Source organism: Enterobacter sp. RHBSTW-00975, assembly GCF_013615235.1.
In the GTDB taxonomy this organism is placed as follows: Bacteria; Pseudomonadota; Gammaproteobacteria; order Enterobacterales; family Enterobacteriaceae; genus Enterobacter; species Enterobacter ludwigii.
In genome coordinates this window covers 948814-971356 of record NZ_CP055883.1, presented here as the reverse complement: position 1 = coordinate 971356, position 22543 = coordinate 948814, and the positions used below count along the sequence as shown (strand labels likewise).

General features: G+C 54.0%; 24 protein-coding genes. 6 read left to right on the top strand and 18 right to left on the bottom strand.

Going from position 1 to position 22543, the window contains the following annotated elements; translation table 11 throughout:
- Position 1: 1 nt before the first annotated feature.
- On the bottom strand, positions 2-907 hold the full coding sequence (mak, locus tag HV340_RS04715) for a fructokinase (RefSeq protein ID WP_059306746.1): 906 nt from the start codon (positions 905-907) through the stop codon (positions 2-4).
- 123 nt (positions 908-1030) lie between these two features.
- On the opposite strand from mak, the gene rdgC reads away from it, so the two are divergent.
- Positions 1031-1945, top strand: coding sequence for a recombination-associated protein RdgC (gene rdgC, locus HV340_RS04710; RefSeq protein WP_014882739.1), 915 nt, complete (start codon positions 1031-1033; stop codon positions 1943-1945).
- 45 nt (positions 1946-1990) lie between these two features.
- Here the strand turns inward: rdgC and ppnP are convergent, their stop codons facing one another.
- The 5 genes from ppnP to HV340_RS04685 form a co-directional block, all read right to left on the bottom strand.
- Positions 1991-2278: a pyrimidine/purine nucleoside phosphorylase gene (gene ppnP / locus HV340_RS04705; protein WP_014168827.1), complete on the bottom strand. Its 288-nt coding sequence runs from the start codon at positions 2276-2278 to the stop codon at positions 1991-1993.
- A 71-nt stretch (positions 2279-2349) separates the two neighbouring features.
- A complete protein-coding gene (locus HV340_RS04700) occupies positions 2350-3027 on the bottom strand; it encodes an AroM family protein (protein WP_059306747.1) in 678 nt (225 codons plus the stop codon).
- Between the two features lie 237 nt (positions 3028-3264).
- Positions 3265-3456, bottom strand: a complete 192-nt coding sequence (gene yaiA, locus HV340_RS04695; RefSeq protein ID WP_013095817.1) for a protein YaiA — start codon at positions 3454-3456, stop codon at positions 3265-3267.
- A 44-nt stretch (positions 3457-3500) separates the two neighbouring features.
- Positions 3501-4025, bottom strand: coding sequence for a shikimate kinase AroL (gene aroL, locus HV340_RS04690; RefSeq protein WP_059306748.1), 525 nt, complete (start codon positions 4023-4025; stop codon positions 3501-3503).
- A 144-nt stretch (positions 4026-4169) separates the two neighbouring features.
- Positions 4170-4628 (bottom strand): YaiI/YqxD family protein, encoded by a 459-nt coding sequence (locus HV340_RS04685; RefSeq protein ID WP_014168823.1) that lies wholly within the window; start codon positions 4626-4628, stop codon positions 4170-4172.
- A gap of 97 nt (positions 4629-4725) precedes the next feature.
- Between HV340_RS04685 and proC the strand changes: the two genes are divergently transcribed.
- Positions 4726-5535, top strand: a complete 810-nt coding sequence (proC, locus tag HV340_RS04680) for a pyrroline-5-carboxylate reductase (protein ID WP_020885239.1) — start codon at positions 4726-4728, stop codon at positions 5533-5535.
- Positions 5536-5551: 16 nt separating this feature from the next.
- Here proC and adrA read toward each other — a convergent pair whose 3' ends face one another.
- The 6 genes from adrA to HV340_RS04650 all read right to left on the bottom strand — a co-directional run bounded on the left by adrA (position 5552) and on the right by HV340_RS04650 (position 11219).
- Positions 5552-6655, bottom strand: a complete 1104-nt coding sequence (gene adrA, locus HV340_RS04675) for a diguanylate cyclase AdrA (RefSeq protein WP_059306749.1) — start codon at positions 6653-6655, stop codon at positions 5552-5554.
- 101 nt (positions 6656-6756) lie between these two features.
- Entirely contained in the window at positions 6757-7077 is a 321-nt protein-coding gene (gene psiF, locus HV340_RS04670; protein ID WP_014168820.1) for a phosphate starvation-inducible protein PsiF, read from the bottom strand.
- Between the two features lie 89 nt (positions 7078-7166).
- Positions 7167-8582: an alkaline phosphatase gene (phoA, locus tag HV340_RS04665; protein ID WP_020885241.1), complete on the bottom strand. Its 1416-nt coding sequence runs from the start codon at positions 8580-8582 to the stop codon at positions 7167-7169.
- Between the two features lie 99 nt (positions 8583-8681).
- On the bottom strand, positions 8682-8942 hold the full coding sequence (iraP, locus tag HV340_RS04660; protein WP_014168818.1) for an anti-adapter protein IraP: 261 nt from the start codon (positions 8940-8942) through the stop codon (positions 8682-8684).
- 209 nt (positions 8943-9151) lie between these two features.
- A complete protein-coding gene (locus HV340_RS04655; protein ID WP_025204998.1) occupies positions 9152-10366 on the bottom strand; it encodes a multidrug efflux MFS transporter in 1215 nt (404 codons plus the stop codon).
- A 169-nt stretch (positions 10367-10535) separates the two neighbouring features.
- Positions 10536-11219, bottom strand: coding sequence for an extensin family protein (locus tag HV340_RS04650; RefSeq protein WP_020885243.1), 684 nt, complete (start codon positions 11217-11219; stop codon positions 10536-10538).
- A 103-nt stretch (positions 11220-11322) separates the two neighbouring features.
- On the opposite strand from HV340_RS04650, the gene ddlA reads away from it, so the two are divergent.
- On the top strand, positions 11323-12423 hold the full coding sequence (ddlA, locus tag HV340_RS04645) for a D-alanine--D-alanine ligase (protein WP_059306750.1): 1101 nt from the start codon (positions 11323-11325) through the stop codon (positions 12421-12423).
- Here ddlA and HV340_RS04640 read toward each other — a convergent pair.
- Positions 12420-12656 carry a DUF2754 family protein gene (locus tag HV340_RS04640; protein ID WP_020885245.1) on the bottom strand — a complete coding sequence of 79 codons (237 nt, stop codon included), beginning with the start codon at positions 12654-12656 and terminating at the stop codon, positions 12420-12422. The genes ddlA and HV340_RS04640 overlap by 4 nt on opposite strands.
- 248 nt (positions 12657-12904) lie before the next feature.
- Between HV340_RS04640 and HV340_RS04635 the strand changes: the two genes are divergently transcribed.
- Positions 12905-13207: a DUF2755 family protein gene (locus HV340_RS04635; RefSeq protein WP_020885246.1), complete on the top strand. Its 303-nt coding sequence runs from the start codon at positions 12905-12907 to the stop codon at positions 13205-13207.
- Here the strand turns inward: HV340_RS04635 and HV340_RS04630 are convergent.
- The 3 genes from HV340_RS04630 to HV340_RS04620 all read right to left on the bottom strand — a co-directional run bounded on the left by HV340_RS04630 (position 13204) and on the right by HV340_RS04620 (position 16181).
- Complete coding sequence (locus HV340_RS04630; protein ID WP_025205001.1) at positions 13204-14301, bottom strand: DUF1615 domain-containing protein; 1098 nt, start codon at positions 14299-14301, stop codon at positions 13204-13206. The two genes, HV340_RS04635 and HV340_RS04630, sit on opposite strands and share 4 nt — an antisense overlap.
- A 14-nt stretch (positions 14302-14315) precedes the next feature.
- Entirely contained in the window at positions 14316-15536 is a 1221-nt protein-coding gene (gene sbmA, locus HV340_RS04625; protein WP_025205008.1) for a peptide antibiotic transporter SbmA, read from the bottom strand.
- 111 nt (positions 15537-15647) lie between these two features.
- On the bottom strand, positions 15648-16181 hold the full coding sequence (locus HV340_RS04620) for an isochorismatase family protein (protein ID WP_025205011.1): 534 nt from the start codon (positions 16179-16181) through the stop codon (positions 15648-15650).
- Between the two features lie 204 nt (positions 16182-16385).
- Here HV340_RS04620 and ampH point away from each other — a divergent pair, with 204 nt between their 5' ends.
- Entirely contained in the window at positions 16386-17552 is a 1167-nt protein-coding gene (ampH, locus tag HV340_RS04615) for a D-alanyl-D-alanine-carboxypeptidase/endopeptidase AmpH (protein ID WP_020885249.1), read from the top strand.
- Here the strand turns inward: ampH and HV340_RS04610 are convergent.
- Together HV340_RS04610 and HV340_RS04605 are read right to left on the bottom strand one after the other, a co-directional pair.
- Positions 17549-18172 carry a helix-turn-helix domain-containing protein gene (locus HV340_RS04610; protein WP_014168808.1) on the bottom strand — a complete coding sequence of 208 codons (624 nt, stop codon included), beginning with the start codon at positions 18170-18172 and terminating at the stop codon, positions 17549-17551. The genes ampH and HV340_RS04610 overlap by 4 nt on opposite strands.
- Before the next feature lie 91 nt (positions 18173-18263).
- Positions 18264-21038 (bottom strand): autotransporter outer membrane beta-barrel domain-containing protein, encoded by a 2775-nt coding sequence (locus HV340_RS04605; protein ID WP_181216340.1) that lies wholly within the window; start codon positions 21036-21038, stop codon positions 18264-18266.
- A 450-nt stretch (positions 21039-21488) separates the two neighbouring features.
- On the opposite strand from HV340_RS04605, the gene hemB reads away from it, so the two are divergent.
- Positions 21489-22463 (top strand): porphobilinogen synthase, encoded by a 975-nt coding sequence (hemB, locus tag HV340_RS04600; protein ID WP_059306752.1) that lies wholly within the window; start codon positions 21489-21491, stop codon positions 22461-22463.
- The last annotated feature ends 80 nt before the right edge of the window (positions 22464-22543 follow it).

Genomic DNA, 22543 nt, shown 5'->3' with positions numbered 1-22543 from the left:
GCTATAGCGGCCAGAGCCACGCGGCGCCGCGCACGCCGCTGGAGTCCCCGTGCACCGCTTTGCGGATCGGGGTTTCACACTCACCCCCGAAGACCCACTGCTTCACCAGATTCGGTACCGTGGCATATAAACGGTCGACGTTGCTCATCCCGCCGCCGAGCACAATCACGTCAGGGTCAAGGATATTCACCACGTGCGCCAGGGATTTCGCCAGCCGCATTTCATAGCGGCTGAGAGCCAGCTCAGCCACCGGATCGTGTTCCCCGACCCGGCGCATAATCTCGTTCCCCTTGAGTGGCTGGCCACTCAGGCGGTGGTAATCGGTGGCAAAACCGGTGCCGGAGATAAACGTCTCAATACAGCCCTGCTTGCCGCAATAGCACGGCACCTCGGCGCGGTATTTAAGTTCATCTTCATCCATCCACGGCAAGGGGTTATGTCCCCACTCGCCCGCCGTACCGTTGCCGCCAATATGGGCACGCCCGCCCAGGGCCACGCCTGCGCCACAGCCGGTCCCGATAATGACCGCAAAAACGGTCTGGGCCCCTGCGGCGGCACCGTCAATGGCTTCGGAGACGGCCAGACAGTTGGCGTCATTTGCCAGACGCACTTCCCGGTTCAGGCGCTGACTTAAATCTTTATCAAAAGGCTGACCGTTGAGCCAGGTGGAGTTGGCGTTTTTAACCACCCCGGTATAGGGCGAGATTGACCCCGGGATCCCCATCCCAACGGTGCCGGTCTGCCCTGTCGCCTGCTCAGCCATGTCAACCAGCCGGGCAATCGTCTCGATAGTCTGGTGATAATCATCGCGCGGGGTAGGCAGACGGTGGCGGAACAGTTGCTCCCCCTGCTCGCTCAGTGCGATGACTTCTGTTTTGGTGCCGCCCAAATCAATCCCAATACGCACAAGACACTCCTCATTATTTTGATTATCAACAGAGTAGAAGCCCGCTTCCCGATTAGCAATGCAAGCGATGCGACAATTCGTTATCATGCCCGCTGATTTAACGACAAGGCCGTGGAAATTATCATGCTGTGGTTCAAAAATTTGATGGTTTACCGTCTCAGCCGCGACGTTTCGCTGCGTGCAGAAGAGATGGAAAAACAGTTAGCCGCTTATAGCTTTTCCCCTTGCGGTAGCCAGGATATGGCAAAAACCGGTTGGGTTCCTCCAATGGGTTCACAAAGCGATGCATTGACCCACGCCAGCAGCACGGGTCAAATCATCGTCTGCGCCCGCAAAGAAGAAAAAATTCTGCCCACGCCGGTGGTCAAGCAGGCGCTCGAAGCGAAAATTTTCAAGCTTGAAGCCGAACAGGGCCGCAAGCTGAAAAAAACCGAAAAAGATTCGCTGAAAGACGAAGTTCTGCACTCTCTGCTGCCGCGCGCCTTTAGCCGTTTCAGCCAGACAATGATGTGGATCGATACCGTTAACGGGTTGATCATGGTGGACTGCGCCAGCGCCAAAAAAGCGGAAGATACGCTGGCCCTGCTGCGCAAAAGCATCGGATCGTTACCGGTCGTTCCGCTGGCGCTGGAAACGCCGATTGAACTGACCCTGACCGAATGGGTGCGCAGCGGTACAGCGGCCCAGGGCTTCCAGATCCTTGATGAAGCCGAGCTCAAAGCCCTGCTCGAAGATGGCGGCGTGATCCGCGCGAAAAAGCAGGATCTGGTGAGCGACGAGATCGCCGTACACATTGAAGCGGGCAAAGTGGTGACCAAACTGGCACTCGACTGGCAGCAGCGTATTCAGTTTGTGATGTGCGATGACGGCTCGGTGAAGCGTCTGAAATTCTGCGATGAGCTGCGCGATCAGAACGAAGATATCGATCGTGAAGATTACGCCCAGCGCTTTGACGCGGACTTTATCCTGATGACCGGAGAGCTGGCAGCGTTAATTCAGAATCTGGTGGAAGGCCTCGGCGGCGAAGCGCAGCGGTAATGCCTGCAGTGACCCTCTCCCGGCAGGGAGAGGGAATAAAACGTTTTATTTCAGGTAGCGGCACAGATAAGAGGTCGGTTCAGCAACCTGCAGATGGAATTCGCTGTGGCCAGGGACGTTGAACGCTTGTCCGGCAGAGTAAACTTTCCATTCTGTTTCCCCCGGCAGTAAGACGTTGAGCGCACCGCTGATCACCGTCATCTCTTCAGCTTCGGCTGTACCAAAGGTGTATTCCCCTTCAGCCATAACGCCGACACTGGCGCGGCCAGTGCTGCTGCTGGTAAAACCAATGGATTTCACTTTACCGGAAAAGTATTCGTTACTTTGAAGCATGAACTGGCCCTTATATTTTTAGATAAAAATTCACTATAGGGGCCATGATCATCACCTGTCACGCAAAATCATTAGATCAACAGCTCTGCGGCCAGCCGGGCCATCAGAACATTGGACAACAGCACCGGGACATCCAGCGCCTTTTGCAGTAAATCACGGTGGTGCTGGTGGAATCCAAGGCAGTCCAGAATCAACACATCGGCCCCTCTCTCCAGCAGTTTCCGTCCTGCCTCAATCAGCGCGGCCTCGCTGTCCCAGAAGGGATTGGCCAGCGCATACAAAGGCATTTTTTCGAGTACGTGCCATTTTGCCGTCTGGTTGTCCATGAGCTCTTCAATGGGAACAATGACCCCCACCTGATGCCCGTCAACAATGGAGGCCACCAGCGGCGGAATGATCCGCATCGGCTCCAGCAAAATCGCATTACGGGCGATGAGTCCCTTAACAGGTGCAGTACTCATCAGTAAAATAACGTCATAGCCTTGATTATCGAGCACTTCTATTACGCTCTGCAGCGAGCGCTCGATTTTCTGACGCGAAACATGCGCCAGTTTACCGTCACTTAATAACGTCGCCAGGGGATCCTCCCCCGCCTCTACAGCGTAGTCTTCCATGACCTCTTCCCGACTCATCTTCCCCAGCAGGCTTAGATGCGTTATCTGTTGTTCAGATACATGCTCGGTTAAGAGCGGTAACACTTCGCTTACAGGGACCACACCAATAGTGAGGATCGCCAACGTCGCCTTCATCTTCATCGCCTTCCATTACCGCTAAATCTTTCACACAGGTACAGGCTCACTACGCTGCACAGTTCGTTTTTTCAACAAAACAGCACCAAGCGTAGCAGGTGATCCCCATCGCGAAATGTAAAGATCGCCTGCCCGTTACGGAGTTACCTGTAATAACTAAATATTAACTCCTGCTTAACATTTGCGATGAGTAAAAAGTGTGATTCAGGCACGGTATTTAGCCCTTTAGGAATTCATTCACGACTTATCAGGATCTTCGTAGCGCCGTTTGGCATCCAGCGCTTCCTGTTCAGTTTCATGTTCACTGATCAGAGAGTCTGGTTTAGGGTGATCGGCACGCAGCTGATACCAGGTGACGGTTTGATCGCCATTGCCTTTTTCAACGGTAACGATGCGTGCTTCACGTGGATAGGGAGGTCTGGTTGGCATAGCTCATCCTTTTTTTATGTCTGAGCTATAAGTATAGACGCCGCTTAGCTGGCACAAGCCAAACGCAGGGCGGTAATAATCTGAATTACCACGTCCTCGGGTGAAGCGGAAGCATCCACAACGTGGTGTGCCGCTTCGCGGTATAACGCATCGCGTTCGGCCAGCACTTCGCTCACCTCTTCGCTGAGCGGCCGGGAGGTCAGCGCAGGACGTTGCCCCTCTTCCGGAAATGCTTCCAGCCGCCCTACCAGGGCCGAAACGGGTGCGCTGAGGTAGATGACAATCCCTTTTTCACGCATAAAGCGACGGTTACACTCGGCGAGAACAATGCCGCCACCGGTTGCGATAACAGCAGACGGCGTGGTGACCGCCTTCAGCGCGGCCGTTTCAAGAGCGCGAAAGCTCTCCCACCCCTCTTGCTCAACGATTTCCGCGATGCTTTTCCCGGCTTCGGTTTGCAGCCAGTGGTCGGTATCAACAAACTGACGATCGCACGCGCGTGCCAGTTCCAGGCCAACGGTGGTTTTCCCACAGCCGCGGGGGCCAACTAAAAAGATGGGTTGGGTCATAACCAGGTGTTCCCCTTGATGCCGGATGGCCGAAGAGCGTAAAGAAATAATTGCAGAAGATGTTGCGTTTACTTTACTGCAAAGCGGTACGGGATGACAACCCTGCGGAGGCCATACTGTACCACAAAGTGACAATGGTTATCATTACGCAGTGCGACGCTTGACTTCGAGCAGCCACTTATCAAGCTCTGCAGCGAACTGCTGGCGATCGCGCTGGGACAGGCTGTCTGGCCCGCCGGTCTGCACGCCGCTGGCGCGAAGCGTATCCATAAAATCACGCATGGTGAGTCTTTCACGAATGGTCGCCGGCGAATAACGCTCCCCTCTCGGGTTCAGCGCCGCCGCTCCCTTTTCAATTACTTCCGCGGCCAGCGGGATATCCGCCGTGATCACCAGATCCTCGGGACTACACAGACGCACAATCTCGTTATCCGCCACGTCAAAGCCAGCCGGAACCCGCAACGCGCGAATAAATCGGGAAGGCGGTACGCGAATATTCTGGTTCGCCACCAGCGTAAGCGGCATCTGCACGCGCTCGGCCGCGCGGAATAAAATTTCTTTAATCACATTCGGACACGCGTCCGCATCAACCCAAATCGCCATATTGTCTCCCCATAATGATTCTGCCGACTATTGTCGCCTGCATTTCGTTGTTAAGCTATCAATCAGAGAAAACAACGCATAATGACGGAGAATCGTGATGGATAAGAAAATCGGGTTTATCGGCTGCGGTAACATGGGCAAAGCCATCCTGGGTGGCCTGATCGCCAGCGGACAGGTGCTGCCGGGTCAGATTTGGGTCTACACCCCATCACCGGACAACGTCGCCGCGTTACGCGATCGGTACGGGATCAACGCAGCCGAAAGCGCCCAGGAAGTGGCTCAGGTAGCCGATATTGTCTTTGGCGCCGTCAAGCCGAACATCATGATCAAAGTGCTGAGCGACATCACCACCAGCCTGAACAAAGAGACGCTGGTCGTATCGATTGCCGCGGGCGTCACGCTCGATCAGCTGGCGCGCGCGCTGGGTCATGACCGTAAAATCGTACGCGCTATGCCGAATACCCCGTCACTGGTCAACGCCGGCATGACCTCCGTCACGCCTAACGCGCTGGTGACGTCGGAAGACGTGGCGGATGTCCTGAACATCTTCCGCTGCTTCGGTGAAGCGGAAGTCATTGCCGAATCCATGATCCATCCGGTAGTGGGAGTGAGCGGTTCAGCGCCTGCGTATGTCTTTATGTTTTTAGAAGCGATGGCCGACGCTGCGGTGCTTGGCGGTATGCCACGAGCGCAGGCGTATAAATTCGCTGCACAGGCCGTGATGGGCTCTGCCAAAATGGTGCTGGAGACCGGTAAGCATCCGGGTGAACTGAAAGATATGGTCTGCTCGCCTGGCGGAACCACTATCGAGGCGGTGCGGGTGCTGGAAGAACGCGGCTTCCGTTCGGCCGTTATTGAAGCGATGACAAAATGCATGGAAAAATCAGAGAAACTGAGTAAATCCTGATTATCTGCTCCGGACGTCAGGCGGCCACCTCGGTGCGGCCGCGTCCGGCATTTTTGGCCTTATACAGCGCCACATCGGCCGCTTTTAACCACTCCCGATAGTGCCCGAACTGCGGTCCCCAGGGCGCGACACCGACGCTAATACGCAGAGATTCCTTGGGCGCACACGGTAACGACAGCGTTTCCAGCCTCTCATGTACGCGTGACATCACGGCGATGGCACTGTCAGCCGCCGTCCGGGACATGATCACCGCAAACTCATCCCCGCCAAAACGGCCTATCGCATCCCCGGAACGCACCGTTAGCTGCAGTTGCCGCGTCAGGGCGATGATCGCCTCATCACCCACATCGTGGCCCCAGGTGTCATTGATATTCTTAAAATGATCGATATCGATAAGCAAAATCGTGGCGGTGCAGTGGTTGCGGCGACAGTGTTCAAATTCATTTCTCAGCAGCACTTCCCAGTGCCTGCGATTAAAGACGCCGGTCATGCCGTCGCGGGTACTCATCAGCTCCAGCCGCCGTTTATGCTCTGCAAGCCTGATGGCAGTACGATGGCTGAGCCAGGCAAAAAGCATCGGATATAACACCAGCACGGGAAGCGTTAAGCCCCATGCCAGAGGCTCCGGGTTGAAGACAGCCACCCGGCCCACAACGGGGAGCGTCACCAGGGAAGACAGAAGGGTTAACATCATGCCGGTAAAAAACAGCCGACAACCGCCGGACCCCATCATGTTCATTCCCACCATCATCAGCAGCGCTGCCGTAGGTAGCGCATTGATCCCCATCATGCCGATCCAAAGCCCGGCAATAATGGCATCAATCTTCAGATTAAAATGTTCCTGCTGATGAGGCGAAGCAGCACGACAGGACCACTGCCAGGCGAAATGGGGCCAGACAAATGCCCACCCCACCAGGAACAACCACCAGACGCCGGATACAGAAAAGGTGGCCAGTACGCCAGAGAGGGGGAAGAACATCGCTGCCAGTCCGACAACACGCGCTAGCCGGGCTCGCCGGGCAAATGGGATCCCGGTACGGTGGGGGTCATCCTGAGAAAGGGTCATATTCCACTCTTCCCGAATGCGCTTTATATTGTAATAAGATTCATCATTCATCATTTTTGGGAATATTCTGAAATATTTCCCAAATTATAGAGAGGGGGCTTACGGGGAAAGTATGAAATTTCGGGTGAGCCGCCGGGGCCACTCACCCGATAGGACTACACGTTTTTCTTCAGACAGGCACTCATGAACTTGCTGCGATCGTCGCCTTTCAGGGACTGTTCGGTCGCTTTCGCATTACACTCGCGCATTTTTTGCTGCTGCGGCGTCAGGCTTTTCTCACCCGGTTTCGCGGCACCGTTTTTGAGGCAACCGCTCATGTAGGTCTTACGGGCATCGCCCTTCAGGCTCTGCGCGGTCGCCTGTTGATTACAGGTGGTCATGCGTTGCTGCTGCGGCGTTAATGTTTTCTCTTCCGCGTTCGCCGATGAGATCAGGAACAAACCCGAGAGCAGAGTAACCAGTAATGTTGTTTTCATTGCACCATCCTTTTGTGAACATTCACTGTAAGTCTGGTTCGTGACAGGAAAAAAACCACCCGGCAGATGTGATTTCCGCCGGGCTTTTATTATTTCAGCCCCAAAGCCGCTTTCATGGTGTAGAACAGATCCGTTTGATCGGTCAGCCCTACCACGTTTGCCGCATGCGGACCGTATGCTGCAATGCGCAGCTGGGTTCCGGTATGCTCCATGGACTCTTCTTCAGAGTTGCCATAACTCAACACCATCACCGCGCCATCTTTGGTGTTCAGCGCCTGCGTCAGGCCCGGTGCTTTGGTATCCGCTGGGATGATCTGGCTGGCGTGCGCATGGTCTGCGGTAACGACCACCAGGGTGTTGCCGTCTTTCTTCGCGAACTCAAGTGCCTTCTGCACTGCTTCGTCCAGATCGACCGTCTCGCCAATCTGACCGCACGGGTTAGCCGCATGATCCTGTTTATCGATAGACGCGCCTTCCACCTGCAGGAAGAAGCCCTTTTCACTCTTGCTCAGCAGTGAGATCGCTTTATCGGTCATCGCCGCCAGCGTCGGGATGCTGTCGGTACGTTTTGGGTTTGGCGTACAGGTTACGGCAGGCTTATCAATGTTGCCGTGGTAGGACGCTTTTGGCCCTTCCCAGCGCACCGGCATATTGCCATCAGAGAAAAGACCCAGCAGCGGTTTATCCTGGCTTGCTTCGGTAATCGCCGCCAGAGAAGATGCATCGCTCACCAGCTGATAGCCGCGAGCCTGCGCCTGCTCACGCAGCGTTTTGCCCTGCCATTCGCCCGCCGTTGCGGTTTCCGCGAAGGTTTTCGCCCCGCCGCCCAGCGTCACGTCAGGACGTGCGTTCAACAGTTGTTCCGTAATCGAGCCTTTGCCGCCCTTTTCCAGCGCGTTAGTCGGGCATTTTTCGCTGGTCACCGACGGGCCGTAACATTTACGCGAGGTGACATGCGCCACCAGCGCCGCTGGCGTTGCATCCTGAAGTTCAGCCGTAGAGACGTTGCCGGTAGCCAGTCCCGCCGCTTTAGCCATCTCCAGAATGGTCTGGTGATCTTTTTCGTGAATATCCACACCCAGCGCACCATTATAGGTTTTCACACCGGTGGACCACGCCGTGGCAGAGGCAGCAGAATCCGTCACGTAATCGGGTTTACCGGTTTTTTTATCCAGCGCGTAATGGGTATATTGTCCGGTGAGAGGCAGTGCGTCGATACCTTTAAAAAAGCCGCCCGCGCCTTCGGCATAATTTCGTGCTGCCGTTATTTCGGAATCGCCCATCCCGTCGCCAATCAGCAGAATAATGTTTTTAGCAGGTTTCTCATTCAGCGAAGCGCGAATGGCGGCGGTTTGATCTTCAGTCAACCGGCGCGCGCCGCCAGGCTGGGTGATATCCCCTTTGGCCGCACGATTATCCAGCACGCTGGTATTGTGATTGTCGGCATAAATAGCGGGTGACATTAACAGGGGAAGTAATGCGATGAAAAGTGCGCTCTGTTTCAATTTATTTTCTCCATGTACAAATACATAAAAAATAAAACAGAGCGACTATAGGCATCCTGCATGACAATTCTATGACACGCCGTCAGGTTCCGTGATGGTTTAGTTGCGAGGATGCCTTAACAGCTTTTTTACGTACTGGCGGAGCATTTCAGCATCCTCAACCGGCACCTGGGAATCGGGTCTGACGCTTTCCAGCGCGCCTTCAACGTTCTCAATCAACGTCTGTTGTTCGTTTTTCGCCATTTGTCGCAGCAGCGCGGTGACCACAATTTCCAGCGCTTCAACCTGGGCGACCAACTCTTTTGACTCTTCTTCCTTTTGTGCAAGCTTGACCAACAACTCAGCAATGAGATTTTTCATGGTGCTATTTCCTTATCCGTTTTGTCTGAACTTAGCATTCTGAATCCATTATGCAAAGAGAAGAAATTTATTATGTTATGCAAAAGTGATGCGGCAGGAAAAATAGATTCCTCGCGGCTTTCAGCGAAACGTTTTTCTATAAAAAACGCCGCATTTAGTTATATAAAAATGCGGCGACCATAAGAATATATAATACATCTACGAAACGGTTATCGCGCCGACTTCGCCTCCGCCATTTGTCTGCGACGACGCAGTGCAATAGCCAGTTGAATAATATTTATCAGCACCACAATAGCGGTAGCAGCAAATACCCAACGGAAACCGGCCATTGCCGAAACAGCGGCTCCCATAAGCGGACCGGCAACGTTACCTAAATACATAAACGACTGGTTATAGCCAAAAATACGGCCCGTTACCTGGTCACTGGAATATTTCACCAGCAATGTTTGCACCGCGGGTAACATCGCACCATCGGCAAAGCCCAGCAGAAACCGCAGCACGCCAAGCTGAAGCGGAGAAGTGACAAACGACATTGCGAAAAAGAGCACCACAGCAAAAATCAGCGTGGCCATCAGGATACGCGCCGTGCCGATCCTGTCGCCCAGTTTTCCAAGGCGTGGCGCCGAAATGAGGGCTGATACGCCCGGGACGGCAGCAATCATCCCGCTGAGGAAAGCAATATTATTGCTGTCTGGCTCCATCGACTTAATAAACAGCGCCAGAATCGGGCCGACCGAACCGTTGCAAAGCTGGATCACCATGGTGGTCACAAACAGGCTGATCATCAGGCCCGGATAGGGCAGCGAGGCGAAGACGGCCTTGCCGCTCAGGCGTTCAGCTTTGCTGATGACGGGGCGTCCTCCCTCTTTAATGAGGAAGAGCGTGACCAGAAAACTGACCACCAGCAGGATGGCCGTAATGATAAACACCGCGCGCAACCCCACATGATCGGCGAGGAAGCCCCCTAGCAGCGGGCCGCCAATGACCCCGCTTATCTGAGCAGTAGAGAGCGTACTTAGCGCCCAGCCGCTGCGTTCACGGGGCACCTGCGAGGCCACCAGCGCCATGGCATTCGGAATATACCCGGACGTCAGCCCCATCACCGCTCGCAGGAAAAAGAGCTGCCATACGTTAGTGGCAAAGGCCTGCAGCAGAATGGCTATCGCCATCCCCAGCGATGCGCGCAGCAGCATCAGCTTGCGCCCTTTGCGGTCGGCCAGACTGCCCCACATCGGCGAGACGATGGCAGAGACCAGAAACGTGACGCTGAACGTCAGACCTGACCACATGGAGAGCGCTTCATGGGAGGTAACTCCCAGCTGCGACACGTACAGCGGCAGGAAGGGCAATATCTGGCTGATGGCCAGCCCGGTAAAGAAGCACCCGAACCAGACCGAGATGAGATTTACTTTCCAGGATTCCATAAAAGAAATAGTCTTCATTTTTAGGCGAATTCGCCGACAGATTAGCAAGTTACGCGTTATGACGTCGCACCAGAGATGCGCCCTTGCCGACTTTGGTGTTTTATCTTCCCAGTCATCATATTTGTGAAATAAGTCACAAATCATCCATTTTCTGACGGAATATTATGCTTCAGCGGCAGAGACCAAAACCGCGCATCCCCAGGTGAAAGTGGCTGGCATGGGCAGCGTTATACTCTGGCCCCAGGCTGTTGCCGTAATAGCTGCAGCTCGCCGCCAGCATGCCTTTCAGCCATGGCTGCGTTTTGGTCGCCTTCCAGCCGTTTTGTACCGTGACCTTCTCACCGTTCGCCAGCACAAACGCCGTGATATCCAGTGCCTCTGCCGTGGCATGTTCACTGCGTCGCGCGTCGGGGCGATGGTAAATGTTGCGGCAGGCAAAGCTGCCGAGATGCTCAATACGCGTCAGCTCACTTCCCGTATAGCTTCTGGTGAGTGGCCGGGCCTGCTGGCTGATAAACAAGGCAGAACTGAGCGCCAGCGGGCAGCTCGCAAGGAAACTGCTGTTCAGGCTGACCGGACCGAAGTTACGTACCCGGACGACGTTACGGAGTGGACACTCCCCACCGCTGTCTGCGACCGGTTGTGTGCGGATAAGCGCGCGTTGATTGGCCTGTGATAACAGGCTCGTGCACGCCTGGGGCGTTAAGTTCCGAAGCTTATACTGGGTAATGCGGCCTGGCGGGTCGTCGAGATGTAGCGGCGTGAAAGGGTTGTAATAAGACGGCAACCAGCGATACCCCACCGTTGCGACAGCCGCAATAATGAAAACGGTCAGCAGAGTTTTTCCTTTCACGCTCCCCCCTTAACATTCCCCAAAACATTATGGCAGAAGGCCGCGAAACCCGCTGGGCATCGTGGTATGTTATTGGTTTTTCGTCAGACTGGAAGAGAGTGAGATGGCAAAGCAGCGCGTAGGTATTGTCTTTGGGGGAAAATCAGCGGAGCACGAGGTTTCATTGCAATCGGCCAAAAATATCGTCGATGCAATCGATAAAAGCCGTTTCGACGTGGTGCTGCTGGGCATAGATAAACAGGGGCAGTGGCATGTCAACGATGCCAGCCAGTATCTGTTAAATGCTGACGATCCGGCGCATATCGCCCTCAATCCTTCTGCAATCAGCGTCGCGACCGTACCCGGCGTGGTGCAAGGGCAACTCATCGACGCCGGTAATGCGCAGTCTCTTGCCCAGATTGACGTGGTCTTCCCTATCGTTCATGGCACCCTTGGCGAAGATGGTTCGCTGCAGGGGATGCTGCGCATGGCCAACCTGCCGTTTGTCGGTTCTGATGTGCTGGGTTCCGCTGCCTGCATGGATAAAGACGTCACCAAGCGCCTGCTGCGTGATGCGGGGCTGAATATTGCGCCGTTTGTCACCCTCACCCGCGCCAACCGTGACCAACACAGCTTCGCTCAGATTTCCGGTCAGCTGGGCCTGCCGCTGTTTGTGAAACCCGCAAACCAGGGTTCTTCCGTCGGGGTCAGCAAGGTGACAAGCGAAGCGCAGTTCACGCAAGCGGTCAGCCTGGCGTTTGAGTTTGACCATAAAGTGGTGGTTGAGCAGGGCATCAAAGGCCGCGAAATTGAGTGCGCCGTGCTGGGCAACGATTTCCCACAGGCAAGCACCTGCGGTGAAGTGGTGTTAAACAGTGATTTTTACTCTTACGACACCAAATACATTGATGATAAAGGCGCCCAGGTTGTTGTGCCTGCGAATATCGATCCGGCAATCAACGATAAGATCCGCGCGATCGCGATTAACGCTTATCAGACGCTCGGCTGCAGCGGCATGGCGCGCGTGGATGTGTTCCTGACGCCTGAAAACGAGGTGGTGATTAATGAAATCAACACCCTGCCGGGCTTCACCAACATCAGCATGTATCCCAAGCTGTGGCAGGCCAGCGGGCTTAACTACTCAGCACTCATCACCCGCCTGATTGAACTGGCGCTGGAGCGTCATGCTGCGGACAGCGCCCTGAAAAGCTCCGTAAACGGTTAATCGGGACTCTTCGCCGTTTCCGTCTCATCCGCTGTCGTCTCTTCAGGACGACGGCGGATAATCATCCCCGCCAGCCAGAAGCTGATAACCCAGGTCACCAGACCCACGGCATACGTTTGCCACCCTTTTGCTTCAAATCCCAACAGCCCCACGACACCGTTAAGAATAAAGATCAGCCCAATAGCAAAGGCGTAGTAATGCCAGTCACGGCGTAGTTTGGAAGTGAGCTTCATGACAACTCCGGCAGGAAAAAAAGATATCCTCTCACAGATTTATGACGAGGTCTGTGGCTGATGCGGAAATTCTGAAACACGCTGTTGTTTCAATTAAGTTAAGAAATTGTGATGCGCTGCAGAATTCGACAATCCAGGAGAATTCCTTAGGGTAAATTAACACGATTCTGATATTGACAAATGCTATGACCTGTCAAACTCACCTTGTAAGACGCATATAAAACAGAGTGATTTATCGGGAGGTCGTGATGGCTGACTTTACATTGTCGAAACCGATTTTTGGCGGTAAACAACCAAAAACCTCCACGGCGGGTAATATCGCTTATGCCCTGTTCGTCTTGTTCTGTTTCTGGGCGGGTTCGCAGCTACTCAATATGCTGGTTCATGCACCAGGAGTCTATGAACACCTGATGCAGGTGCAGGATAACGGACGCCCGCGAGTGGAAATTGGCTTTGGCGTAAGCACCCTGTTTGGCCTGATTCCTTTCCTCGCAGGGTGTATGATTTTAGGCGTTGTGGCATTAGTACTGCGTTTTCGCCGTCGCTTTTAAAGCCCCATACAGCGAGCCCGGCGGTCATCCACGCGTTTTGCGAACCAGGCGGTTGTCAGGTTACGCGTGATCTTCGGGCTTTCCAGCTGAATACCCGGCAGGATTGCCCTCGGTAACGTTTTCCCACTTTTCTGTTCTGCAAGCGTAAAGACTTTCTTGTAGAGATCGGTTTTCTCAAACGCCAGACTATCGCCTTTCTCAAGCTGATGGCGAATGTCGCTGTCACTCATGCCAAGCCTGTTCGATAATTTCCGCACCGCCCGCTCCGTGGTGCCAGCCTCGCTGCTGCCATAGGCAATAAGATCGCCATCCAGTGCCAGCTTCACGCCGCTCGCGCGGCTGACCGCATTCTGAAACGCCGCGTTACGACTGGCATACCAGCCCGCGTTAAAGTCCGCAAAGCGGTACAGCGGCTCACTGTAATTCGCCGGATAGTTCAGCAGATGATAAGTGCCGAACCACAGGCCGCCACGCAGGGAGAAGACCTCCTGACGCACCGTACCGTCAATTTTCCACGGGTAGCCGTCGGTATGCTTTTCCGCAAAGGCAATGCTGACCTGCATCGGCCCGCCGGTGTGTACCGGGTTAAGTGAACCAAACAGTGTCTGCCCCATCGGCACCATGCTGATGAAATCATCAAAGATGGCGCTGAGCTGTTTCTCGGTTTTTACCGTGTCCAGCCGTTCGCTGTAGCTTTTTCCATTTGGCGAGGTGATTTTAAACGCGGTATGCACGAGAAATACCGGGATATGCATCGATTCCGCACGGCGGTCGATCTCTTTCCAGGCTATTTTGTTCAGACCCGGCACGACCGGGTCTGACTGGTACATTGACTCCTGCTGCGCCACCGCCAGTACCGAGCAGATGTTCTCCTCGGTAGGGGCAATCTTCTGGCTTTCAAAGGTTTTTGCCAGCGCATCCGCCCATGCATTGCGATCTTTCACGCTGGCGGGCATTTTTTGCCGCACAACGCTTGCCACATCAACAGGCTTCTCCCCTTCTTTAAGCGGAGCGGCCCCTTTTTCGGCACACCCTACCAGCACCAGAGCGGCCAGTAAGGACAACGGTAACGCACGCGGTACGGCAAAGGTCATAGCAACTCCCTGTATTAGCTAAATGTATTGGTGACTTCCTGCAGTTCCTGGCCGTCCAGCTCACGCTCAAAGCTGCGTAAACGTTTATAGATAGACATCAGTTCCACCAGCGTGGTCCAGGAGCTGATCAGATACTGGAATGAGCCACGCACCTGACCAAAAACGTTTGTTATCTGGGTCATCAGACCGAGCGTAATCGTACCCGCAACGATGGACGGGAACAGCAGGAACAAACCGAAAACGTTATCGACCTGCAGATACAAAATGCGCGCAATATTGAAATACATATAGTGGAAGTAGAGACGGAAATAGTTGCGACGCACGGCACCAAACAGCTCACGTACGGTTGGTGGCGAGGCGCGGTTAGCATCATCTTCACCGTAGACCAGCTCTTTACGATAAGCCGCTTCCACGCGTTGATTTTTAAACTCCAGCCCCGGCAGCTTAATCCCGACCACCGCCAGCAGCCCCGTCCCCATCAGAGACCAGACAATCGCCGCAATCACCAGCCCATACGGCAGATGACCGACAACAGGCAGATCCGGCACGTGAGCCGAGAGCGTCACCAGCACCGGCAGGAAGGCAATCAGCGTCATGATGGCGTTGATAAAGCTGACGCCCATGTCTTCAAGGGTGGAGGCAAAACGCATGGTGTCTTCCTGCACACGCTGTGCTGCACCTTCGATATGACGCAGGTGTTGCCAGTGCGCCATATAGTGTTCGTTCATCGCGGTACGCCAGCGGAAAACGTAGTGGCTGACGAAGAAGTTGTTCATCACCCCGATCACCACCGCTATCAACGCGATACCGAGGAAAATGCCCACCTCATGGTAAAACTGGTTAATGGTTACCTTATGCGGCGAACTCAGCGCGGTCTGGATAAGGTCGTAGAACGGGGCATACCAGGCGTTTACTGCCACCCCCACTTCCACCAGGAACCAGGTCACAAAGATAATCAGCGAGGTTCCCAGAATCGACCAGTATTGCCAGCGGTGCGGCGCATAGACAAACCAGAACAGGGCAAACAGGCCAACGCATACCATGTAGTAGGCGTAAAACAGCAAATAGCTAAGCGACCAGAAGCGGGCGGCGCTGATCGGGACGTCACCCGTTGCGCCCGTAATGCGGGCCAGCCACGCCCCGCCGCCAGCCTGCCAGAAAATGACAGCGATCAGTGCCCAAATAAATGCCGACAGGAAAAAAGGCCCCGGCTTTGGGAAAAAAGACTTAAACATAATGCTTCCTTCTTGTTGTTATGGCTGTTGCTGTGCTCAACACATCACCACACGAAAATCTCGCCTGAGCCAGACGGCGCAGGCAAAAAGGTCAGACCCGAGGGTTAATTATTAGTTCGCTTTCCAGTTTTCGAGAATTGTTTCGGTGCGTTTCACCGCGAGAGGATTGGCCGGCGCAATAAAGTCACGCCAGACGTCGTTGTAATGGTTAATCAGAATCGGCGCGTCGGCTGCCGGACGATTAGCCGTGGTATGGGCATCTTCCGCCACGGTAATGTGATAGCCACGGCTGACCCCGTTCTTGATGGTCGCGTCGACACAGTAATCGGTGGCACAGCCGCAGATGACAAACTCGCGAATACCTTGCTCGCGCAACACCGCTTCAAGTGCGGTGTTATAAAATGCATCGCAGGCAGTCTTGGTGACGTAAAGCGCGTCAGCGGGCTGATGGAGTTCAGGCAGCAGCGCAAACCCTTCGCTCCCCTCTTCCAGACCGCCTTCACCGGTATGCTGAATAAAAATCACCCGTTCGGCGGCCTGCGTGAGCTGATTGATAAGCGAAACACATTTTTCGCGCTGGTAACGCGGCGTTGCAAACACCCCTTGCTGCATATCGACAACCATAACCACACGCTTCACTGACATATCGTTCTCCGCAAGATTGAGTGACACTGGCCTCTATCATACGGCCGATGTCACAAAATGGGAGACTGGTCGCCAGGAAATTATGCTTATTTACCCATGGTTACGTTTTTCTCGCTATCGTTATGCAATTCGGGGCATTGCACCGTGCGCTTTAGTAGTATAAATACCCATTACTTTTCTCATTCAATTCATGGATGCTTTTCGTTGAAACGTTGTCTGCTCTCTTTTGCCGCGCTGTGTGCGGTGAGCTTCTCCACCGCCCAGGCAGCTCAGCCGCTGACGGCCCCCGTTTTGGCTTCAGATATTGCCGATCGCTACGCGAACCTTATCTATTACGGCAGTGGCGCGACCGGGATGGCGATGGTGGTCATCGACGGCAACCAGCGCGTATTTCGCAGCTTTGGCGAAACGCGACCGGGAAATAACGTTCACCCGCAGCTGGATTCCGTGATCCGCATTGCGTCCTTAACCAAGCTGATGACCAGCGAAATGCTGGTGAAATTACTCGATCAGGGCGTGGTCAAGCTCGACGATCCGCTCAGCAAATATGCGCCGCCAGGCGCACGCGTTCCAACCTATCAGGGCACGCCCATCACGCTGGTAAACCTTGCCACCCATACCAGCGCGCTGCCACGCGAACAACCCGGCGGCGCGGCGCACCGTGACGTTTTTGTCTGGCCAACGCGCGAACAGCGCTGGAACTACCTGAGCACCGCCACGCTGAAATCGGCCCCGGGTTCACAGGCATCTTACTCAAACCTGGCGTTTGACCTGCTGGCAGATGCGCTCTCAACGGCAGCAGGCAAACCTTACCCGCAGCTCTTTGAAGAGCAGATAACGCGCCCGCTCGGCATGAAGGACACCACCTTTACCCCTTCTCCGGATCAGTGCCGACGCCTGATGGTGGCAGAGAAAGGCGCAAGCCCGTGTAATAACACCCTGGCAGCCATCGGCAGTGGCGGGGTCTATTCAACGCCAGGCGACATGATGCGCTGGATGCAGCAGTTCCTCTCATCAGATTTCTATGCGCGCAGTCACCAGGCCGATCGCATGCAGACCCTGATTTACCAGCGTAGCCAGTTGCACCGCGTGATCGGCATGGACGTACCGGGTAAAGCCGACGCGCTGGGCATGGGCTGGGTCTATATGGCACCCAAAAATGGCCGACCGGGCATTATTCAGAAAACCGGTGGCGGCGGTGGATTCATCACCTATATGGCGATGATCCCGCAGTCCAACGTGGGCGCGTTTGTGGTCGTCACCCGCTCTCCAAATACGCGTTTCGTCAATATGAGCGATGGCATCAATAACCTGGTGGCTGAACTGAGCGCCAATAAAGCCCAGGTGCTCACCGCCTCCATCCAGCCTTAATATTCCGTGGGCAAACGGTTGATGCTGACCAGTTTGCCCCGGCTCATATTGATATAGTTGCCTTGTCGCAAAGCAGCGAGCACTTCGGCAACGACAGAGCGTGAAATACGCGTGCTTTGTTGTATATGATTCATCACACCAATTTTTGAACGCAGCGTTTCATCCCACTCGGCCATATTCAGCAGCATTGCGCGGATCTGGTGATAGGAGTTATTTCCCACCAGTTGCCTGTCGCGTTTGCCCAGAATGTAATTTATCCAGGATAACCAGCAAAACGCGTCTTTCCAGAGCGAATGCTGTTGAATGAGTTGACGGGTGGTCGCCGCGGGCAAATAAAAACCGGTACAGGCCGTTTTGGCAGTGACTCTGTATTCCTGACTGTGGTTAATCACTACGGCAGACAGGCCAAAAATAAAAGGGGCTGACGCAATGCCAACCAGCAGATCGTCTGAATGACGATAAACTTCAATAACGCCGGTCTGGAATACGTAGGTACAAGGCTCACTCCCCTTGCCCGAGGTAATTAATTGCTGTGGAGCAGATTTAAACGGGGTACTGGCTGCTATCAAACATGCTTCGAGCCGGCTTAATTCAGAAAGTGGTTTCGCATTAACGTTCATGCAGACCTCAAGACATCCGTATTTGTCGGTTCACTATTATTTTTTATTGTCATCTATAAAAAAGCGGGGGCTTATCCCCCGCTTTTATTTATTACCAGGTATATTTCACACCCAGATTTGCACCCCAGTTCTGGTCAACGTCACCGCCGCCCAGATAAGTGGCATCAGTGTAAGCACTGAAGTTCTTCGTAAAACTAAACTGGGTACCCAGACCAACCCGCACTGCGGAGCCTTTCACGCCATTATCAATGCTGTCACCGTTAACATCGGCATCGTTACCAGCGTCGTCATAGACATAAGCGAGTTTGAAGTAAGGCGTAAGTGCCTGGTCACCGCCGTAGTTAAAGGTGTAACCGGCATCCACACCCGCTTCGTAACGCAGGCTGTCATAGGATTGACTATCCATGCGCATGTCGTTGCTGAGGCGATAGTCATCACCGGACTGGAACAGACCCGACACGGCTGCGTATGGCGTCACATAACCAGAGAGGTTTGGTTTCCAGTCATAGCCCAGTTTCAACCCAAAACCAACGGCGTCGGTGGTAGTGTTACCGTCAACATACTGACCATTGCTCATGGTCGCGGAGAGATCGTTGTTGAACCGGGTGTAGCTCAGGGAACTGTCGATGAACAGATCGTTCGCAAACTTCGCGGACGCGTACATCATTGCCGTCTGGCTGTCCTGATCCACCTGACCGGTGCGATCGCTGATATCGCCTTTGGCGAAACCTGCCGCACCCCCGACGATCCACTTCGCATTATTACCGTCAATCAGGGTATCCAGACCAACCATGATACCGCTCACGTCCTGATCGTAGCTGATAACGCCATTATCGCCGTCGAAGTTGCCGCCAACGTAGCTTACCCATGCCCCGCCGTTATCCGCCAGGCCATGACGGCTGTTGGTCAGACGCGCACTAACTGCATCCTGCTGCAGATTCCAGATGTTGGTGTTGGCAGACGGGATGCTCAGCGCCATGTTGGCATAATCGGTCAGCGCTTGCTGTTGCAGAACAACAGTGTCGCCTTTCTGCTGCGCCTGATAAGTATATGCCCCTAAATCGGCTTTATTTGCCGCAGTGAAGCTGGCGCGGGTCTCCGTGTTGTTGTCATAAACACGGATAATCTCCTGGCCTTTATAGTCAGCAACAGAGCCGGCGCCGGTGGCGTTGTCGATACGCACGGCGTAATTCCCTGCCACGTCACCATTCACGGCCAGATGGCCGTCAGCGTTGAGTGCCACAACGCCGTAGTCGTAATCGGCGTTGCTCATATCATTGGTGATATAGCGGGCGTTGTTCAGATCGCTGTTCAACACGTAATCACGGCTGGCCACGTTCAGCACGCCGCCATCCGTTAACACCATATTGTGCGTATCCACCTGGCCGAGGCCGAGAGACAGCTCCGCACCGTTGTCCACGGTAATGGTATTGGCATACAGCTCCGCGGTTTCCTCTGTCAGGGCCGCACGGCTGTCGCTGTCCAGATAGAGGCTGTCGGTTGCCACGGCACCATTGTCACCGATGTTCAGAGATGAAGCATTGGACAGGGTGATGGAATCAGCCAGCAGGCCCGAGTTTTCAACATTGACCTGCGAATGATTATTCACCGTCAGCGTGTCGATGTTAGAGAGCTTACGGGTATCCCACTCAGAGCCGTTATCCAGCGTGACGTTGAACAGACCGCTCTGATAGACCGCTTCACCCGCGACATGTCCATTATTGTCGAACGTGGAATCCGGCCAGATGCTATCTGGAGAGAGGGTGCGCCAGTCAACATCACTGTAGCCCAGGCCATACATCTGCGCGGTGCCGATGGCCTCAACGCTGGACTGCGCTGCGCCGACCCATTTGCTGCCATTGGTCAGCGTGACGTCCAGCTTATCGGTGTCATCCCAGCCGTTGGTGGTTGGGTTGTATATACCGTCAGCCGTCGTATCGGTTGCCGGATCGCCGTTCGGGTAGAAGTTGTTATCGAAGGTACTGGAGAACAGGATATCGCCGGTGATCGTGGAGTGATCGAACGTGGCGGTGGTCTGCATCGCGTTGTCAGACGCACTGGCAGCAACAATCAGCGCCGCGTCGTCAGCCGCAGTGGCATTGGTTTCACCGTAATCGCTCGGCTTCGCGGTTTGACCATAGAACCCGCTGGTGCCCAGGTCACTGTATGCGCCCGAGGTCAGCACCGAGTCTTTCACCAGCAGCGTGTCGGTAAAGACATTGCTGCTGTTCGCCACACCTTCCACACCGTCATACGGGGTATTATCCAGTTCCTGATACCCCTGAGTCAGGGTAACGCCGGCGATGTGAGAGTTATTCTGAATAACAATATCCGATTCCACATCCAGGGTAATTGCATTGCCCAGCGCATAGGTGTCCAGATAATGCGTTTCCGTATTTTCCCCGTTCACAACGTCATACGCATAATGCTCGTAAGTATCATTGATCGTGGAGTTATCGACGGTCAGGCTAAAACGGTCGTATTGAGAATGGGTTGTGCCGTCCGTATCCACGCCATCAGCACATGACGCGGTCATGCATTCTGAAGTGATCATGCCATTAATGGTGCTGTTGGAAATGCTCAGCGCATTCGCCCGACCATTGATACCATCATCCAAATAATAGGTTGATATAACACCATTCACGGTGGATTTATTAATCACCGGATAAATATCACCATCGTGCGTCGCATCAGAGTAATCCCAGTCAGCGTAACCATAATACCAGGGTGCTGCTGCCGTATTATCATATCCGAAGGTATTATATGTCGTACCAGAAATATCCTTCGCATTGGCCTGAGAAGCGATAGCCAGGGTGCAGGCTAATGCAAGTTGTGATACAACCAGTTTCTTTTTCCATGTTTGCATTGGGTCATCCCTCCTCAGGGACGTAAGCAAGTTTGTCCATCTAACGATTTTGCAATACTTAATTGCGGAGGGAATTATGCATTTTCAATCTGAAAAGGTTCAATGAATCATTCCATTAAGTCCGCATTCAGACAAACAACATGAAAATAATGCAGAAGCAATGCAATGCCATCAATAATCATTATAAAACAGGCAGTTAAAACACCCTCCTATAAAGATAAAAAATATAATAAAAATAAATAGATCATTTTCAATGATATATTTACTTCATCATAGAAATAAAACCAATATTTCGTGAACAATTAACGCCAGTGGAAGGGAGGATATTATTGATCGCGTAACACGTTGGCATCGGGATTTCCCCCTCGACAAAATGCCCACTTTGGTAAAACACCTTCTTTCACTTTGAGGTACACTAACCCTCTTTGTTCCACAAACCTCAGGCATACCATGACCGATTTAATTGCTCGTCCCCGTCGCCTGCGCAAGTCACCCGCACTACGCGCTATGTTTGAAGAGACAACACTGACCTTAAACGATCTGGTGTTGCCGATTTTTGTTGAAGAAGAGATTGACGACTACAAGGCCATCGAAGCCATGCCTGGCGTGATGCGCATTCCTGAAAAACATCTGGCGCGTGAAATCGAACGTATCGCCAATGCAGGGATCCGCTCGGTGATGACCTTCGGCATCTCCCATCATACTGACGCCACCGGCAGCGATGCCTGGAAAGAGGACGGTCTGGTCGCCCGTATGTCGCGCATTTGCAAAGAGACCATGCCGGAAATGGTCGTGATGTCCGACACCTGTTTCTGCGAATACACCTCTCACGGCCACTGCGGCGTGCTGTGCGATCACGGTGTGGATAACGATGCTACCCTGCTGAATCTTGGTAAGCAGGCGGTGGTTGCTGCCGCTGCGGGTGCTGATTTCATCGCGCCATCGGCTGCGATGGACGGGCAGGTGCAGGCTATCCGCCAGGCGCTGGATGCTGCCGGTTTTACCGACACGGCCATCATGTCCTACTCCACCAAATTTGCCTCCTCTTTCTACGGCCCGTTCCGTGAAGCAGCCGGTACGGCGCTGAAAGGCGATCGTAAAACGTATCAGATGAACCCGCTCAACCGTCGGGAAGCTATCCGTGAATCCCTGCTCGATGAAGCCCAGGGCGCAGACGCCCTGATGGTGAAACCGGCGGGAGCCTATCTCGACATCCTGCGTGATATTCGCGAACGCACCTCGCTGCCGCTGGGCGCGTACCAGGTCAGTGGCGAGTACGCGATGATCAAATTCGCCGCCATGGCGGGTGCGATCGATGAAGAGAAAGTGATCCTGGAAAGCCTGGGTGCGATCAAACGCGCGGGTGCGGATCTGATCTTCAGCTACTTTGCGCTGGATCTGGCTGAGAAGAAAATTCTGCGCTAAGGCGCAACGGTGCCGGGGGGCGGTTTCGCCTGACCCGGCCTGCTCTCCCTGCCTCACGAAACTTCACCAAACTGCAATAC

What these genes read in the sequence shown, in the direction of transcription:
- rdgC (WP_014882739.1), top strand. Translation starts at nt 1,031, where the DNA reads ATGCTGTGGTTCAAAAATTTGATGGTTTACCGTCTCAGCCGCGACGTT.
- ppnP (WP_014168827.1), bottom strand. Translation starts at nt 2,278, where the DNA reads ATGCTTCAAAGTAACGAATACTTTTCCGGTAAAGTGAAATCCATTGGT.
- HV340_RS04700 (WP_059306747.1), bottom strand. Translation starts at nt 3,027, where the DNA reads ATGAAGGCGACGTTGGCGATCCTCACTATTGGTGTGGTCCCTGTAAGC.
- yaiA (WP_013095817.1), bottom strand. Translation starts at nt 3,456, where the DNA reads ATGCCAACCAGACCTCCCTATCCACGTGAAGCACGCATCGTTACCGTT.
- aroL (WP_059306748.1), bottom strand. Translation starts at nt 4,025, where the DNA reads ATGACCCAACCCATCTTTTTAGTTGGCCCCCGCGGCTGTGGGAAAACC.
- HV340_RS04685 (WP_014168823.1), bottom strand. Translation starts at nt 4,628, where the DNA reads ATGGCGATTTGGGTTGATGCGGACGCGTGTCCGAATGTGATTAAAGAA.
- proC (WP_020885239.1), top strand. Translation starts at nt 4,726, where the DNA reads ATGGATAAGAAAATCGGGTTTATCGGCTGCGGTAACATGGGCAAAGCC.
- adrA (WP_059306749.1), bottom strand. Translation starts at nt 6,655, where the DNA reads ATGATGAATGATGAATCTTATTACAATATAAAGCGCATTCGGGAAGAG.
- psiF (WP_014168820.1), bottom strand. Translation starts at nt 7,077, where the DNA reads ATGAAAACAACATTACTGGTTACTCTGCTCTCGGGTTTGTTCCTGATC.
- iraP (WP_014168818.1), bottom strand. Translation starts at nt 8,942, where the DNA reads ATGAAAAATCTCATTGCTGAGTTGTTGGTCAAGCTTGCACAAAAGGAA.
- HV340_RS04655 (WP_025204998.1), bottom strand. Translation starts at nt 10,366, where the DNA reads ATGGAATCCTGGAAAGTAAATCTCATCTCGGTCTGGTTCGGGTGCTTC.
- ddlA (WP_059306750.1), top strand. Translation starts at nt 11,323, where the DNA reads ATGGCAAAGCAGCGCGTAGGTATTGTCTTTGGGGGAAAATCAGCGGAG.
- HV340_RS04640 (WP_020885245.1), bottom strand. Translation starts at nt 12,656, where the DNA reads ATGAAGCTCACTTCCAAACTACGCCGTGACTGGCATTACTACGCCTTT.
- HV340_RS04635 (WP_020885246.1), top strand. Translation starts at nt 12,905, where the DNA reads ATGGCTGACTTTACATTGTCGAAACCGATTTTTGGCGGTAAACAACCA.
- HV340_RS04630 (WP_025205001.1), bottom strand. Translation starts at nt 14,301, where the DNA reads ATGACCTTTGCCGTACCGCGTGCGTTACCGTTGTCCTTACTGGCCGCT.
- sbmA (WP_025205008.1), bottom strand. Translation starts at nt 15,536, where the DNA reads ATGTTTAAGTCTTTTTTCCCAAAGCCGGGGCCTTTTTTCCTGTCGGCA.
- HV340_RS04620 (WP_025205011.1), bottom strand. Translation starts at nt 16,181, where the DNA reads ATGTCAGTGAAGCGTGTGGTTATGGTTGTCGATATGCAGCAAGGGGTG.
- HV340_RS04610 (WP_014168808.1), bottom strand. Translation starts at nt 18,172, where the DNA reads ATGAACGTTAATGCGAAACCACTTTCTGAATTAAGCCGGCTCGAAGCA.
- HV340_RS04605 (WP_181216340.1), bottom strand. Translation starts at nt 21,038, where the DNA reads ATGCAAACATGGAAAAAGAAACTGGTTGTATCACAACTTGCATTAGCC.
- hemB (WP_059306752.1), top strand. Translation starts at nt 21,489, where the DNA reads ATGACCGATTTAATTGCTCGTCCCCGTCGCCTGCGCAAGTCACCCGCA.